The sequence below is a fragment of the Sphingomonas asaccharolytica NBRC 15499 genome, from assembly GCF_001598355.1.
GTDB classification, from domain to species: Bacteria; Pseudomonadota; Alphaproteobacteria; order Sphingomonadales; family Sphingomonadaceae; genus Sphingomonas; species Sphingomonas asaccharolytica.
In genome coordinates, this window is the sequence record NZ_BCYU01000060.1 from 1 (window position 1) to 15,314 (window position 15,314).

Below are 15,314 nucleotides of genomic sequence, written 5' to 3' on the forward strand. Positions count from 1 at the left end.
CAGAAACGGCGGGACTATTGCCAGTCCCGCCGTTCAGTTTCCAGTCGCGTGCCGATCAGTGCAGCGGGATCGTCGCGGTAAAGGCGCCGTCCGATGCCACGGCGGAGCTATTGAAATTACCGTCGAGGCGATTGTTGCCATAGCTCGACACCACCGATGCGTTCACCGCGTTGACGCCGGTCGCAGCTGCCGCGACGGCAGCTCCGTTACCGGTGATGGTGGTGGTAGCGAAGCGGGCGTTTACGCCGTTGCCATTCGCGAAAACGCCATAGCTGACGTTGTTCGAAACGGTCGTGTCGGTGACGAGAGCATTGATCACGCCCGTCGCGGCCGGCGCTTTGAACTGAATGCCGATACCGTCGCCGCTCAATTGGCTGTCGGCCAGCTGCAGGTTGATGCGGCTGCCAGTTGTGCCCGTGGTGTCGACGCGAAGACCGACATTGGCATTGTTCTGAACGCGGCTGTTGTTGATCACGACATTGGCGGTGGCGCCGGTCGCCGGCGCGACCTTGATGGCGCCGGTCGTCGGATCGGCTGTGTTGCCGTTCCCGGTAATGTCGACATTGTTCAGGTTGAGAAAGGCGGTCTTGCCGGCGCCCGGCGTAAAGCTGACAGCCTGCGTGGCAAATCCCTTGATCGTCGTGTTACGCAGGTTGAGGCCGGCTCCGTTCAGGAAGTTGATCCCATTGGTGCCCGGAGCGGTCGTCGGTCCCAGGAGATCGAGGCCGCTCACCGTGACGACATCGGCATCGCCGGCATTGATGGTGATCGCGGGCGTGCCGGAAGCCAGCAAACCGGCTTCGACATCGTCACAGATGAGGCTGATCGCCTTGGTGATCGTCACCGCGCCGAAACCACCGGGGTCGATGCAATTGATCTCGCCGCCGGCGGCGGTCTTCGAGATCGCGCCGGCAAAGGTCTTGCACGGCGCCGTCCGGCTGCATGGGTTGACATCGTCGCCGACGCCGGAAATCCACGTCCGGGTGGCCTGGGCCGCCGCCGGTGCAGCGTAAAACGCGCTTGTGCCCACGATCGCGACGATCGCAAAAGCCGACTTCTTAACTATAGATAACATTGTCTCTCCCCCATTTCGCGCACGCTACGCGACGACATGACGATCGTCTCGATAACGGCAACCGCTTGGTCGAATTCCGACGTTTTAAGTATTGATCCGAGAAGCCCGGACAATCTTTGTCCAGAACCACCCCCGACATATACTTACCGAAATACTAATAGTGAAAATTCGGTTGATGTGCGAATGGAATCTGCCGCGGCAATGGCGGGGGGTATGCCATTGACGTGCAAGAATAACTCCGTGATCCGGCGAGCAAATTCCCATTTTAGGCATCCGTGCCGTGCTGCTGGTGGAGCCGACTCGATCTTGCCAAGTCCGCGACCGACGGCCTAGAATTGTCGGCAAGGGTGCAGTGTCATGGGGATTATTTAGGTTGCTGAAGATCGCGCCACATATTGCGTGGAACAATGTCGGTGGCGAACTCGCGCTGTTCGATGGCCGAGATGGCACTTATCATGCGCTCAATGAGTCGAGCGCCGCAATCTGGCGAGGCATTGCCGCAGGATTGGACGAGACTGAGATCGTACGGTCACTCGCCGAGGATCACAACGCCGGACCGGCTGAGATCAGCCGGGATGTTCGCGAATTTCTCGATCTGGCGCGCACCAAGGGGCTCCTGGAGGGTGGCGATTGAGCGCCATCGCCGGCGCGGTTCTCGCTGACGGCAACATCCTGTCCGACGCTACGTTGGCGCGCATGGTGGCGGCCTCGCCGCCGCGCGGATTCGATGGCGTGACTCGCTGGCAGGCCGGACCTGCCGGCATGATCCGCTTCCATCACGCGACCACCCCGGAAGCGGTGGGCGAACGGCAGCCGCTCGCCGGCGCCTCCGGCGCGGTGATGGCGTTTGACGGAAGACTGGATAACCGTGGCGATCTTCTGGCGCTTCTCGGCGAGCAGGGGCGTGCCCTGACCGGTGCGCCCGACGTGGATATCGCGCTTGCCTTATGGGAAGCGCGCGGCGAACGTTTCCTGAATGACCTGGTCGGCGATTGGGCGCTGGCAATCTGGCAGCCCGACAGACGCAGGCTGTTTTGCGCGCGCTCGCCGATGGGTTGGCGACCGTTGCTATGGAGCTTCGACGGCCGGACTTTCGGTTTCGCCACCGAACCGCGCGCGCTGGTCGTCGGGCTCGACCTCGAACGCCGGCTTGACGAGGGCGCCATCGGCGAGATGCTGTCGGCCCGTTTCGTCACGGACACGGACACGTTCTGGCAAGGGGTACGCCGTCTTGGCCAGGGCGCGGCGGTCGAGCTCGAAAACGGTCGCGTCAGGACCTGGCATTGGCACACAGGCCCGTTCGAGGATCTCTCGCATTTGTCCGAAGACGACCTTGTCGGGCGATTCCGTGAGCTTCTCGACCAATCGCTGATCGCGACGATGCGCAGCAACACGACGGTTAGCGCGCACCTTTCGGGTGGTCTCGATTCCTCGACTGTCGTCGCGCGCGCCACCGAACTGCATCGCGCCGGCCGGATCGATCGCCAGGTCCAGCCGGTCACCGCCCGCTTTCCCGGAGAGGCGCAAGACGAGACGCCATGGAGCCAGGCGGTAGAGGAGCATGTCGGTCTGGTCGCGCGGGTTACCGCCGCCGATCCGTTCGTTCTGGACGAGGCTCGCCGGTGGACCGCGCAAAGCCTGCAGCTGCCGTTGCGCCCCAACGTCAACGACACAACGACCGCCGCGTTTCGCCTGATGCAGGCGGAGGGCGGCCGCGTTCTGCTGACCGGGGAAGGCGGCGACGATTGGATGGCGGGCAGCCTCGCCCATTTGCCGGATATGTTGCGCAAGGGCGACTTGGCCGGCCTGTTTCGCGAAGCGGTGACGCAGTTTCCCCAATTGTCGCCGGTTCTCCGGTTTCGGCGAGCCGGTTTTCTTGCCTCGGCGCCATTGTTCAGTCGCGCCCATCGCGCCCGTTTTCTCCGCCCCCATCTGACCTATGACGGCGCAGTTCCGGACTGGATACGACCCGAATGGGCCGCGAAGGTCGGGCTTGAGGAGCGTTGGCGCGCGGATCTGCCGCCGGTCGAACTCAAGGGCTTCGCGCAGATGCAGCGGTATAACGTCTTCGCGCACGCGCGCCGCCACCTCGCTCACGATACGATTCTCTCTTTTGCCGAGGCGCACGGAGTCGAGATCCGTCATCCCCTACACGACTTGCGACTTGCGACCTTCTTCATGGGGGTGCCGGGAACGATGTTGCTGCGGAACGGCGAAAAGAAGCATCTGTTGCGCGAAGCGATGCGAGGAACGCTTCCCGAGGTCGTTCGTCAACGCCAGGACAAGGCGGTCTTCATCACCAGCCTGATCGACGCGATCGCGGAGCGCTTTCGCGAATGCCCGCCGCAGCGACTGCTTCCGGTCAGGCTTGGCTGGGTCAACGGCGACAAGGTGGCGGAGATGTTCGCGCCGGCGCTGGAATGGCGTTCGGCGGGGTCGTCCGGGGCGTTGTCGCGCGGCAGAATCGGACCGGTATGGTTCGTGGTGGCGATGGACATGTGGCTCGAACACGCCTTTGGCATGTCGTGACGAGACGCAGGGACGTCGCCGGGCCGCTCACTCAGCGACGGCTTGGCGGTCCCGCAGATATCGCAGCACGAAGGTCTCGTTGTCGCTGCTCGATTGCCGCTGCAAACGGGCGGTCGGAATGGGCGAGTTACTACCGATACCGTTCAACACATGGCGGACGCTGCCTTCATAATCGGCAACCAAATCCTCGTAGGTCAACCGGATCGGATCGGCCCTGATCGCGTCGAAGAAGTTGCGCCAATGGCCATGACAATAGTCGGCATAGGCGATGAGCGAGTCGATCCGCGTGAAATCGTATTCGGGCGTCGCCTTCACAGGTGGCGTCTCGGTCGACGGCACGATCCGAAACAGGCCGGTCTGGGTGGCCGACAGTCCCGACACGGCCTGGCGGACGCGGTCCTTGCGCTCGAGATGAATGAAATGGGGACTAGGAAAGATCGGATTGAGCAACGCGGCGATCTCCCGATAGGTGCCGGCATCGACATTGCCAGGTGCGCATCCCGCCAGGCCGCCGAAACGGGACGGCGCCATTTCTGCCGCCAAGGCCTCGACATCGCCCCAGAACAACTTCACTGACAGTACGCCGCTGGGATCGGTGCGCCAGCGATGGACCGCGCGGATATAGTCCGGCAACGTCCCCGCATCCCAGCGCTCGACGAAGTCGGGCCGAAAGCCGCGATGGAAATACTCCAGCGGACAACCGAGTCCGCCGGCAAAGTGGAGCGCTTCGCTGAGCAAGGTACTACCCGATCGCGGCAGCGTGCAGATGAGCAACGAGCGCCGTGGCGGGCCGATCCACTCGGGATAATCGCGATCTGCCAGGGTCAGGTCATAGGGGTGTCGTGGCGGAGCGTTGATCGACATGTCAGTGCTGCAACATCCCTTCGAGGCGCTCGACGAGCGCGGGAAGCGCTCCATAATCCGGCGGGTAGGACAAGCGGAAGCAAGGGGTGACCTGCACAACCGCGCTGAGCGCGGCAAAGGTCTCGCGCAATTCGGCGCCGGTCGTTTCGGCAGGGTTGAAGCGGATCCGTTCGCGCGTCGAACATCCCAGCGCCTCGATCGGCGTAACGGGGACAAGACGTGCTTCCCGAGCATTGGCCGAGCGTTCTAGAAGAACGATGGCATTCAACGGCATCGGCGCGGTGTTGGTTTCGTTTCCCGGAACGAAGCGCCGCTTGCCGGGATAGCCGGGCATCAGCACCGATCGTCGAGCAGGCAAGTCCAGCGCGGCGAACGAGTCCGCCCACACGCAGATTCCGGTCGTGGCCGGCGCGACGCGGGGGGCATCATGGCCCCACAATATCGATATATCGTCGCTGAGCACGTCCCAGCCAGCCGCGCCCAACGCCGCTGAGGTGGTCGATTTTCCCGCTCCCGATGGGCCGAGCAACAGCAGCGCGCGATCGCCCTTTGCCGCCGCCGCGGCATGCAGCGCCACCGCGCCATAGCGGATGGCGACGCGCGGCAATATGCGGCGAACGAGCACATCGAGCCAGGCCGGATCATTTCGATCGCGAACGAAACAGCATATCATGTTCCGCGCTTCGTCGATCAGGAAAGCGCAACCGAACGACGCGGTCAGCAACCAGTGGTCGCCGACAGTTCCCAAGGAAAGATCATAGCGTCCATTCCAACGGAACAGAACGGTGTCGGGCGACGGCGGCGGACCTTCCACAACGTCCAGCGCAAGCGATGCTTCCGCCTCTTCCGATTCCTCGCGTTCTTCTCTTAATTGTGCGAACGGCTCACTCGTTTCCAGCCTTAAACCGCCGTAACGATACCGATAGCGGATGCGATCCTCAGCTATTACTGCTGAGCGCATCGCCTGGATTCAGGGTTGCCGCTTTGGTAGCTAAAACCGCATTGAACGAAACAACTTCCGGCTTCACCCAATCACGCTTAATTTGGTTAGTCTCGTGCTCGGTTCCGACGTCGACATCCTTGGTCATTTAACTGCCCCCTGAATTCAGGTCGGATAGCTAACACAGCGATTACGGCAGATCAATTGGCGTGCCGGGGCGCTGCTACCCGTTTAAACCATGCGGTCAGGGCGAACCGGCAGCCCGATAGCGTCGCCATCGCCGCTATTGCCGCCGTTGATCGACCACGACCAGTGAAATGAGCAGCCCGGTCTCCGAAACAGAAAGTGGGTGCCCCCAGAATTTGCCGCAGATCGCGGAGCAGACCCTGCCGTACATGGCGATAACGGACGCGGCTTCGTCAGGAACCTCATCGGGTAGGTTTAGGTGTCGCTGCGCCCTTGGAGGGCAACCCGCCCGCCGCGGCCTCGCCGAGTTGAGGCTTGGCCGTGCTTTCGTCTATGGGCCGGACGCGGGGTCACGGAGAAGGTAATGCGTACAGCATGGTTGATCGCGGCGGCTGCGCTGTCCCTCGTCGGCGCGTGCACCTCTCCGCTGAGCCGGCAAGGCTCGCTGCCGCCTGTGGGAGCGCGGTTGACTGATGCCAGCTATACCTTCGCACCGGCGCCGGGGGATGCCGGCGGCGCTGTGACGGAGGCGTCCGAGCTGGTGCGCGCGGCTCTGGCCGGCAAAGGATATCGCGAAAGCCCGAACGGCCGTTATCGGCTCGAAATTGGTCTCGCGAGCGCGCCACCCGATGTCGTGGTCCAGCGGCCCGAAAGTAGTGCGGAAAGCGTGAAGGGTACGATGCACCCCATCGTGTTCTGCCGGCCGCATCGCTACGTCCTGACGGTCGGAATGATCGACCGGACCAATGGCTCGTTATTGTTCCGAAACGCCGCGGCGTCGCGTCACTGCGGCAGCTCGCTGGCGAAGATATTACCCGAACTCGTGCGGACCGCCGTCAGCGGATGAGGGATCGAGCGCCGGGATCGTGAAGATGAAGCGCGATCCGCGGGGTGACAGCGCTTCGTATCGCACGCTGCCGCCATGGCGTTCGGCGACGGTCCGGACGTAAGCGAGGCCGAGACCGACGCTGAGACCCGGCCCGGTCGCCGCCAGCGGGCCGAACCGGCTGGTCAGATCCGTCAACCGCTCCTCGGATATGCCCGGACCCTGGTCCTCGATCCAAAGTTCGAACAGCGAGGCGTCCGCGGATTCCACGGCGTCGATTCCGCATCTGATCTTTGCGCGGGGAGGGCTGAACCTGACGGCGTTGTCGAGCAGGTTCAGCAAGGCGCGGGTGAGGGCGTGGCGCTCCCCTGCCACGTAACAGGGCTCGGCTGGTGGCGCGACGATCCAGACGCTTTTCTTTGACGCCAGCGGCCATAATGCGTCGCTTGCCTCCGCAAGGCAGTCGTGAAGGTCGGTTTCTTCCGGGGTGAAGGGCGTCTCGCGCAGCCGGGCGAGCTGCACAAAATTCTCGGCGAGGTTGAGGGTGCGCCGGGCGTGATAAGCGATCTTGTCTGCCGCATCGGCGCCGACGCCCTTTTTTTCCGATCCCTCCAGCAATGTGAGGATCGACGCTTGCGGCGAACGCATATCGTGGCTCAGGAATTCGAGTGCTTGCTCGCGATCCCGCTCGACAGCCCTGATACCCGTGATTTCCGCCAGCAGGTGAATCCAGCCGCGTCGTGCGCCGTCGGCCCCGGTAAGCGGCGTGCGGCGGTGCGAGAAATGTCGACCATCCGCCGATATCAGATCGTTGGTAGCGGGCATGCTGTACAGCGCATCGCGAACGCTGGCATTCTGCGACAGAAGCGCCTCCGCGTGCCGGTTGGCGACCAGGACATCGCCCTCCATTGTGGTGACGATCAGCGGATCGGCGACTCCCTCCACGGTATCCGCAACGAGTCGTTTCAAGTCGCGAAGCGCTGTGATCGAGCCGCTCAGGGCGAGTGCGTTGCGTCCCGGATGGTCCAGCCGGTCTATCGTCGGCGCCACCCACCCGCCGAGGTCGTCCGACAATTGGGACAATTCGCGAGCGACCGCCTTGTCGATCGTGTGCAATCGCCGCCACCCCCATAACGGATACACGAACAGCACGCCGACAAGGCCCGTCGCGGGCGGGATCCAGAGACCCGTCATGGCGACCAGCAGGACCGGCACGGTAGCGACGAGCCCGAACATCACCAGCGAGGCGGCCAACGCGGCAGAGGGTCGCAGGCGCCAAAATAGGAGCAACAGGATGAGGGCGGGCAACGCTCCGATCGCGAGGCGCAGTGGAAGCGACGCCTCCCGTACGAACCGGTCGGCCAGCATCGCGTTAAGCAGGTTCGCCTGGATCTCGATGCCTGCCAGCGTTCCGGCGCCGGCGACGTCATGACGGTCGCCAAGACCACCCGCGGTCGCGCCGACGAGCACGATGCGATCGCGGATAAAGGCTGGTGGAAGCCGACCCGCGAGCACATCACTGAAGGACACGGTGCGGTAGGCGCCCGCTTCGCGGTACGGCACCAGCACCGACATTTCGCCGCGCCGGACGCTGCGCTGCCATGCCGGAGACGGCCGTCCGTATGCCAGCCGGAACGTCTGTTCGGCCAGATGCGGCCAGGCGCGCGATCCGTCGTTCGTCTCGAGCAACGCCACCCGCGCCTTGCCGTCCGCCTCATGAGGGAGCGCTACATGCCCGAGCGCCGCCGCGGCACGAGCGATCGGCGCGATGGGAAGCACCGTGTCGAACGGACGACCATTCGTCCCCGGCGCCTCGAAAAGGATGGGCAGCGTGACCTTCTTCGCATCGCTGAGGGCGGCGGCAAGCGCGGCATCCTCTGTTGGCGCGCGTGCGGGCTCGGTGAAGAGCACGTCATAGGCGATTGCCGCCGGCCGAGCCGCCGAGATAGCCTGGATCGCTTTGGCATGAACGGTTCTCGGCCAAGGCCAATGCCCGAGCGCGGCGAGGCTCGCATCGTCGATCGTGACGAGAAGAATCCGATCCGAGGCGGGCGGCGCGCGCAATTGCACGATCTGATCATAGATCGCGTCATCCGCCTTGGACGTTGCGCCGATCAGCGTAAGCCCGAAGGTGAGGCCGAGCACCAGCAAGGCGACGGCGCACCATTCGACTAGCAGCCGCCGGAACATCTCGTCAGCCTCGCGGCGATCGAGAAGGATCGGTGACCGTGAGCTTTTCCGGCTCCGTCCAGGATTCGGTCAGTTCGCCGTCTTCGAGCTGGGCGAGGCCCACTCGCCAGTAATAGACGCCCGCCTTCAGCCGCCGGAGGGTGAGCGCGTCGCGCGCGAGCGCCACCTCGTCGACGACGAGCGCGCCCTGCGGCGTCTCCCGCCTCAACTGAAAGCGGTATCGGCGCACGCCGCCACCGGCCCCGGCCCAGCGGAATCGATAGCCGTCGTCCTGGGGTTCGACGCTGCCGCGTATCGAGGCGAGCCGACGCCGGAAGCTGTAGGCTTGTGCCATTCCTTCGAGGCCGCTCGGGGCGATCGCGGAAACGCGGACGAAGAGGTTGCCGTTGGGTATGTCCGCCAGCGCGAACGCGCCGTCGTCGGAGAATTGCTCGGCAATGTTGTCGATGAAGCCCGCGTCGGAGGCGATCACGGCCCTGTAGCGTAGCGAGCCTTCCAGCTTGCGCACGCGGAACTCGACGGCGTCCTTCGTCTGCACTGCCGGCGGGTCCGCGAGGTCGGGAGCGGCGAGCAGCTTTTCAGTGCGAGATCCGCCCTCCCGATCGAGTGTGGCGCCGAAGCTCCGTTCCAGCCTCAGTCCGGTCTCGCTCTCCGAAGGTGAAAACGTCACCGTCCCAGCCAGGACTTCGGTGGCTGCCGCGCGGTGTTCGTCCTCGAAGGAGACGCGGAACTCCGTCCCCCGGACCGCGGTCATGCTGATCGGCGTACGGATTTGGTATCTACCGGACGGTTGCTCCAGCGGCGTGACTCTCGTCTCGAGCCGGCCTTGTTCGACGTCGATGCGATAGTCGATCGCCCCGGTCAGCAGGATCCGTCGCAACTCCCGAACGCGCACCCGGCTTTGCGACGGAATCACCACTTGCGAACGGTCCGCCAGCATGAGCGTCGCGAAGCTGTTGCCCGCAGTGGCGATTTCGGCACCTTCGCCGATGGCCATGCCGGCGGACGGCGCTGTCGCCCTGCCGCTGATCGCCAGACTCACGGTGCCACGGTAGCCGGCCAGCCGTGCCGGTTCGACTTTGAAGCGCAGCCAGGCTCGAGGGATACGCAACTTGCGGCCGGCGGGCAGTCGCTTGGGATCACGGATCGCCGCCAGCCGGAGCAGCGCCTCCCAGCGGCGCTCCGGGACTAGAAAGCTACGGCTCAGCCCGTACAGCGTATCTCCTCGCCGGATGACGTACCAGATATCGTCATTCTGCGGCGGGACGGTCTGCGGTTGGACGGACGCGACGGCGGCGGCGTGCGCGGCGACCGCGAGTAAGATGCTCAATTTTCCGCCCCAAAACGCTCCAAGCGGTATCCATAGCCGGATATGGCCACGATTCGGTAGCCGTTCTCCGGGGTTAGCTTGAGCTTCGTTCGGATCCGCGAGACGTGCATGTCGAGCGTTCGCGTCGAGAGGTCGGCGGCGCTCTGCCAAATCGTCTCCAGCAGATAGCTCCTCGACAGTGCGCGGTGCATGTTCTCGAAAAGGGCCAGAGCGAGCTGGAACTCCTTCGCGCTCAGCGCGACGTCCTCGTCGCCGATGCTCACCCGTTCCGTCAGGCGGTCGAAGGCATAGGTGCCGAAACGCAGGACGCGGTCCTGTGCGGCCGCGGGCATCGCGCGGCGAAGCACCGCCTGTACCCGCGCCACGATGACCGTGCCGGTTTCCGGTTTTACGACATAGTCGTCCGCTCCGGCATGGAGCGCCGCGGCGACATCGTCCTTGTCCGACCGGCTCGTGAGCATGATGATCGCAGTTGCGCGCGAAACCGCCTCGCGGATCGATCGCAGCAGTTCGATCCCGGAGCTGTCGGGCAGATTCCAGTCGAGTAGGATCAGGTCGAATGTCTGCTTTCGCAGTGCGGCGAGAAGGGAGGCACCGTTGCGAAACCCCGTGCACGAATGCCCCGCTGCGGCGAGTGCTGCCGAAGCATATTCGATCACGCTTTCATCGTCATCGACTACCGCGATTCGCATGCAAGGCCCTTGCGCGAACTCAATAGGGCTCAGCCGTAAGCGCCCCTGCCATCCGCCCGATATCGGGCAAGCGATTGCCGTATTGCCTTGCGCAGAGCGCCCCAAGGGGCGGCGTCACGCTTGGCGGCCGGTTCGCTCTCCTGGAAAGGGTGCTGTTCCGCGACATGCGCCCGCTGCTAGCAACGGGGCCGAAGAGCGACAATCGCGGGCTTGTAAACAGTTGTAACACCCGGGCGAGATTCCGCTACGTATTGGGGCCTTGATCCACTCGCGAAGGCGCCGCGGCGAGGTTCGCCGGTATCCTGATTTGCGCCCCGACCCGTCAACAATATTTGGTCAAGTCCGGCTGACCCGAAGGGAGCGGCATCGATCCAAATCGGGGGCCCTTGAACAAGGCGTGCACGCACGCCTTCAATCTCGCCGGCCCGAATGGCTTGGCAAGGAAGAGCGCTCCAGGAGGTAGCTGCTCCGCTGCGAAAGACATGTTGCCGGAAACGATCAGCATGCGCGTCACCGGCCACCGCTCGTGAATTTCCCAGGCGAGGCCCAGGCCATGGCGTTCGCCCGGCATCTCGATGTCGGTGACCAGCAACGAAAGGGGCCGGGCCATCGCCTCGATGATCGAGATCGCTTCGGCCACGCTGGCCGCTTCCCGCGCCTCAAATCCCAATTCCTCGACCGTCTCACGCACCTGCATCCGTAGAAGCGGCATGTCTTCGACGATTGCCGCGATCGGAATGTTTGGCGAACGGCTCGTGAGCATCGGCGACCTTTCCAACCGTACATGCCCTGCAACGAGTCCGAACTCGGAAGAGCCGCACCCGCCACCCGATAGGTTTATCTATCAACAGAGCTGAAAAGCGGCCTACAACGGCGCAATCATCGCGTTACCCCCGTGTTACAACTGTTTACAGGTCAGGAATTGTTCGTGTCCGGCGGGTTGCCGGAGCGCGTGGTGATTGCTTTTGATCTTCTCGACCTGCGAGACTGGTCGGTGACGGATCGATCGGAATGGGCATGGCAGCGGTCCTGCTCAAACGAACGGCACCAGCGCAAAAACCCGAATTTCCGCGACGTCAGTAGATGCGGTGAATTTGGAATTGGTGGACAGGGCTGGATTCGAACCAGCGTACGCTTGCACGGGCAGATTTACAGTCTGCTGCCTTTAACCACTCGGCCACCTGTCCCCAGGTCTTCGCCCTTCGAAGGGCGGTCGCTTCGAAAAGCGAGGGCGCCCCATGCCCAAGCCGGGCGGCCATGTCAACGCGGCGGCGGCACGTTTTCGACCCCGTCCAGGCGCAGGCGTACGATATGTGTGGCACACCCTTGCGCGGGTAGCGCGGCGGCAATAGCGTGGATGCCATAATCCCTGGGGGAGCATAATCGTCCATGCGCACAATGATCGCCGCCTTTGCTGCGGCCGCCGCCGTCGCCATTCCCGCCGCGCTGCATTCCAACGATTTGTCGATGGTCAACCGGATCATGGATGAGGGCTTCAATCGCTCTCAGGTGATGACCACCGCCGAATATCTCTCCGACCAGATCGGCCCGCGGCTGACCAATTCGCCCAACATGCGCAAGGCGGAAGCCTGGACCACGTCAAAGTTCAGCGAATGGGGCCTGACCAACGTCCACAAGGAAGGGTTCGAGTTCGGCCGCGGCTGGTGGATCGAAAGCTCGTCGGTGCGCATGACCAGCCCGCGCCCGATCCAGCTGACCGCGATCCCGATCGCCTGGACGCCCTCGACCAACGGAGCGGTGTCGGGCGAGGTGATCGTCGCGCCGATCGCGACGGTCGCCGATTTCGCCAAGTGGAAAGGCAAGCTCAAGGGCAAGGTCGTCCTGGTCACCAAGCCCGATGACGGGTCGGAGCCGGGCGACGCGCCGTTCAAGCGCTACACTGCCGATGATCTCGCCAAGCTCGACCAGTTCATCCAGCCCAAATACGATCCCGCCGCCGCCGATCGCGGGATGAAGCGGCTCGACTTCGCCAAGAAGCTCGATGCCTTTCTGCAGGAGGAAGGCGCGGTCGCTTTTGCCACCAAGTCGCGGCTCGACGGCAAGCTTGTCCATGGCGAAGGCTATCTGTTCGGCGCTGGCGATACCGTGAAGACGCCGGGCGTCGAGATCGCGGCGGAGGATTATCGCCGTCTTGTCCGCCTCTCGATCGTCGGCGCGGCGCCGACCGTGTCGATCAACAACGACGTCCGCTTCGACGACAGCGACGTCAACGCCTATGACATCATCGCCGACATCCCCGGTAGCGCCAAGGACGGCAGCTATGTGATGGCCGGCGCGCATCTCGATTCCTGGGTGGCGGGCGACGGCGCGGCGGACAATGGCGCGGGCAGCGCGATGATCATGGAAGCCGCGCGCATCCTGTCGACTTTGAAGGTCAAGCCGAAGCGGACGATCCGTTTCGCCTTGTGGGCGGGCGAGGAGCAGGGGCTCCTCGGCAGTCTGGCCTATGTCGAAAACCATTTCGCGACGCGCGGCAGCCCGAACGATCCCAAGCTGACCGGCTTGGCGCGTTATCAGGGCTGGGCCAATCGCTGGCCGATCTCGACCAAGGCCGATTGGTCGAAAATGGCCGCCTATTTCAACATCGACAACGGATCGGGCAAATTGCGCGGCATCTATGCCGAGAACAATCCGGCGGTGGTGCCGATCTTCCAGGAATGGCTGACCCCGTTCAATTCGATGGGCGCGTCGTCGGTGGTGATCCGCAAGACCGGCGGCACCGATCACGTGTTCATGCAGGCGGTCGGGCTGCCGGGCTTCCAGTTCATCCAGGATCCGCTCGATTATGGCAGCCGCATCCACCACACGTCGGTCGATACCTTTGATCATCTGAAGGGCGACGACATGCGTCAGGCGGCGGTTGTGTTGGCGGCATTCCTGTGGAATGCGGCGAACGGCGACGCGCTACCGCGTCCGCCGCTGCCGACCCAACCGACGAAAAGCGACCCTTTTGCGTATCCTGATGAATAACTCTCAGCCGTCACCCCAGCGAAAGCTGGGGTCTCAGGCAGTTGCGCGATCGCTGGAGATCCCAGCTTTCGCTGGGATGACGGTGTAGCCATGGCGCGTAGAGGTCACCGTCCGAGCCAGGCGCCCGCGTCGCGGCCCCGTTTCTGGGGACGCCATGCGGTGCTGGCGGCGCTCGCCAATCCCGAGCGGACGGTCCGGAAGATGTGGGCGACACGCGAGGCGCTGGTCGGGCTCGACATCCCGCCGGTGATCCCGATCACGTATGCCGATGTCGCCGATCTCGGCCGGCTGGTGCCGAACGACGCGCCGCACCAGGGGCTGGTGATCGAGGTCGAGCCGCTCGAGGATATCTGGCTCGGCGACCTGCTCGAGCAAGGGCAAGGGGAGGATGATCGCCGCCCGCTGGTCGTGCTCGACCAGGTCACCGATCCGCACAATGTCGGCGCGATCCTGCGCTCGGCGGCGGCGTTCGACGCGCTCGGCATCGTCACCCAGGACCGCCATTCTCCGCCCGAATCGGGCGCGGTCGCGCGGACCGCGTCGGGTGCGCTCGAGATCGTGCCCTGGGTCCGCGTGGTGAATCTGTCGCGCGCGCTGGGCGAGATCGCCGAGGCCGGCTTCTGGCGCGTCGGCCTGGCCGGGGAAGCGACCGAAACCTTGGGCAATGTGATCGGCGCGGCGCGGGTCGCTTTGGTGCTGGGGGCCGAAGGCGAGGGCATGCGGCACAACACGATGCAGCATTGCGATCAGCTTGCGCGCCTGCCGATATCGCCTAGGATCGAGAGCCTGAACGTGTCCAATGCCGCCGCGATCGCGCTCTACGCGGTGGCCGCGCGCGACTGATGGGGGAATCGAAATGACGGCACGGATTACGCGTTTCGCGCTGGTGCTGCTTGCGCCCCTGATGCTGGTCGGCTGCCTGCTCGCGCCGGGCAAGTTCACCTCGACGCTGACGATCAATGCCGATCGCACCTTCACCTATAGCTATCAGGGCGAGGTCTATGCCTTCGACCTCAACGAGGCGATGAAGGACATGCCGTCGGGCGGCGACGACGACACCAAGAAGACCGATGGCGTCTCGCTGCAGAAGATCGGCTTCGACAAAAACGGCCAGAAGAGCGGCAAGGGCGACAAGAACAGCAAGAACGACGCGAAGGACGATGCCAAGGCCCAGGCAGCGGCCGACGCCAAGAACCGCGAAATGGCCGCGACCCTCTCCAAGGAGGCGGGGTTCCGCAAGGTCACCTATGTCGGCGATAACAAGTTCGTGATCGACTATCAGATCAGCGGGAAGCTCGATCACGCCTATCTGTTCCCCTACAATATCGATGCAGGGATCATCATCCCGTTCGTCGCGGTCGAAATCCGCGCCAATGGCACCGCGCGCGTCAAGGCACCGGGCTTCGCCAACGATTCGAAGGATTCGGCGGGCATGCCCGGATCGGATACGAGCAAGGCCTCGGCCAAGCTCGACGGTACGTTCATCCTCGACACCGACGCAGAGATCGTCAGTCAGAATAACGAGGAAGGGGTGAAGACCGTCAACGGCCGCAAGACCGTGACGTGGAAAGCGACCCCGCTATCGACCACCGCGCCGATGGCGGTGGTGCGGTTTGCTGGGGCCGCGAAGTAGATTTCTACTTCGTCACCCCGGCCTTGTGCCGGGGTCTGCCGAGAGGCAGGCGAAGGAC

14 protein-coding genes and 1 tRNA gene are annotated in these 15,314 nt (G+C 64.0%); 6 read left to right on the plus strand and 9 right to left on the minus strand.

Annotated elements, in window-relative coordinates; translation table 11 throughout:
* Positions 1-55: 55 nt before the first annotated feature.
* On the minus strand, positions 56-1,075 hold the full coding sequence (locus tag SAS01S_RS15470; RefSeq protein ID WP_157082847.1) for a right-handed parallel beta-helix repeat-containing protein: 1,020 nt from the start codon (positions 1,073-1,075) through the stop codon (positions 56-58).
* A 373-nt stretch (positions 1,076-1,448) separates the two neighbouring features.
* Between SAS01S_RS15470 and SAS01S_RS15475 the strand changes: the two genes are divergently transcribed.
* Positions 1,449-1,709 (plus strand): PqqD family protein, encoded by a 261-nt coding sequence (locus tag SAS01S_RS15475; RefSeq protein WP_066810410.1) that lies wholly within the window; start codon positions 1,449-1,451, stop codon positions 1,707-1,709.
* Complete coding sequence (locus SAS01S_RS15480; RefSeq protein ID WP_066810412.1) at positions 1,706-3,604, plus strand: asparagine synthetase B family protein; 1,899 nt, start codon at positions 1,706-1,708, stop codon at positions 3,602-3,604. Before SAS01S_RS15475 ends, SAS01S_RS15480 begins: the two co-directional genes overlap by 4 nt.
* Before the next feature lie 27 nt (positions 3,605-3,631).
* Here the strand turns inward: SAS01S_RS15480 and SAS01S_RS15485 are convergent, their stop codons facing one another.
* From SAS01S_RS15485 to SAS01S_RS22605, 3 genes are all read right to left on the minus strand, one after another.
* Positions 3,632-4,468, minus strand: coding sequence for a Stf0 family sulfotransferase (locus SAS01S_RS15485; protein WP_066810413.1), 837 nt, complete (start codon positions 4,466-4,468; stop codon positions 3,632-3,634).
* 1 nt (position 4,469) lies between these two features.
* Positions 4,470-5,216, minus strand: a complete 747-nt coding sequence (locus SAS01S_RS22870) for a hypothetical protein (protein ID WP_169804973.1) — start codon at positions 5,214-5,216, stop codon at positions 4,470-4,472.
* A gap of 190 nt (positions 5,217-5,406) precedes the next feature.
* Positions 5,407-5,556, minus strand: coding sequence for a hypothetical protein (locus SAS01S_RS22605; protein ID WP_157082848.1), 150 nt, complete (start codon positions 5,554-5,556; stop codon positions 5,407-5,409).
* Positions 5,557-5,958: 402 nt separating this feature from the next.
* Between SAS01S_RS22605 and SAS01S_RS15495 the strand changes: the two genes are divergently transcribed.
* On the plus strand, positions 5,959-6,441 hold the full coding sequence (locus tag SAS01S_RS15495) for a hypothetical protein (RefSeq protein WP_066810415.1): 483 nt from the start codon (positions 5,959-5,961) through the stop codon (positions 6,439-6,441).
* Here SAS01S_RS15495 and SAS01S_RS15500 read toward each other — a convergent pair.
* The 5 genes from SAS01S_RS15500 to SAS01S_RS15520 all read right to left on the minus strand — a co-directional run bounded on the left by SAS01S_RS15500 (position 6,406) and on the right by SAS01S_RS15520 (position 11,819).
* Positions 6,406-8,610, minus strand: a complete 2,205-nt coding sequence (locus tag SAS01S_RS15500; RefSeq protein ID WP_066810417.1) for a CHASE2 domain-containing protein — start codon at positions 8,608-8,610, stop codon at positions 6,406-6,408. The genes SAS01S_RS15495 and SAS01S_RS15500 overlap by 36 nt on opposite strands.
* Before the next feature lie 4 nt (positions 8,611-8,614).
* Positions 8,615-9,940: a FecR family protein gene (locus SAS01S_RS15505; RefSeq protein ID WP_066810420.1), complete on the minus strand. Its 1,326-nt coding sequence runs from the start codon at positions 9,938-9,940 to the stop codon at positions 8,615-8,617.
* Complete coding sequence (locus SAS01S_RS15510) at positions 9,937-10,632, minus strand: response regulator transcription factor (RefSeq protein ID WP_066810422.1); 696 nt, start codon at positions 10,630-10,632, stop codon at positions 9,937-9,939. The genes SAS01S_RS15505 and SAS01S_RS15510 overlap by 4 nt, the downstream gene beginning before the upstream one ends.
* A 322-nt stretch (positions 10,633-10,954) precedes the next feature.
* Positions 10,955-11,395, minus strand: a complete 441-nt coding sequence (locus tag SAS01S_RS15515) for a response regulator (protein ID WP_066810423.1) — start codon at positions 11,393-11,395, stop codon at positions 10,955-10,957.
* A gap of 338 nt (positions 11,396-11,733) precedes the next feature.
* A tRNA-Tyr gene (locus SAS01S_RS15520) sits at positions 11,734-11,819 on the minus strand.
* Positions 11,820-12,021: 202 nt separating this feature from the next.
* On the opposite strand from SAS01S_RS15520, the gene SAS01S_RS15525 reads away from it, so the two are divergent.
* From SAS01S_RS15525 to SAS01S_RS15535, 3 genes are all read left to right on the plus strand, one after another.
* The gene (locus SAS01S_RS15525) at positions 12,022-13,623 is read left to right on the plus strand and encodes a M20/M25/M40 family metallo-hydrolase (protein ID WP_066810425.1); all 1,602 of its coding nucleotides are present in this window, start codon (positions 12,022-12,024) and stop codon (positions 13,621-13,623) included.
* A gap of 90 nt (positions 13,624-13,713) precedes the next feature.
* Positions 13,714-14,466, plus strand: a complete 753-nt coding sequence (rlmB, locus tag SAS01S_RS15530; protein ID WP_066810427.1) for a 23S rRNA (guanosine(2251)-2'-O)-methyltransferase RlmB — start codon at positions 13,714-13,716, stop codon at positions 14,464-14,466.
* A 13-nt stretch (positions 14,467-14,479) separates the two neighbouring features.
* Positions 14,480-15,256 carry a hypothetical protein gene (locus SAS01S_RS15535; protein ID WP_084239082.1) on the plus strand — a complete coding sequence of 259 codons (777 nt, stop codon included), beginning with the start codon at positions 14,480-14,482 and terminating at the stop codon, positions 15,254-15,256.
* Positions 15,257-15,314: the final 58 nt, after the last annotated feature.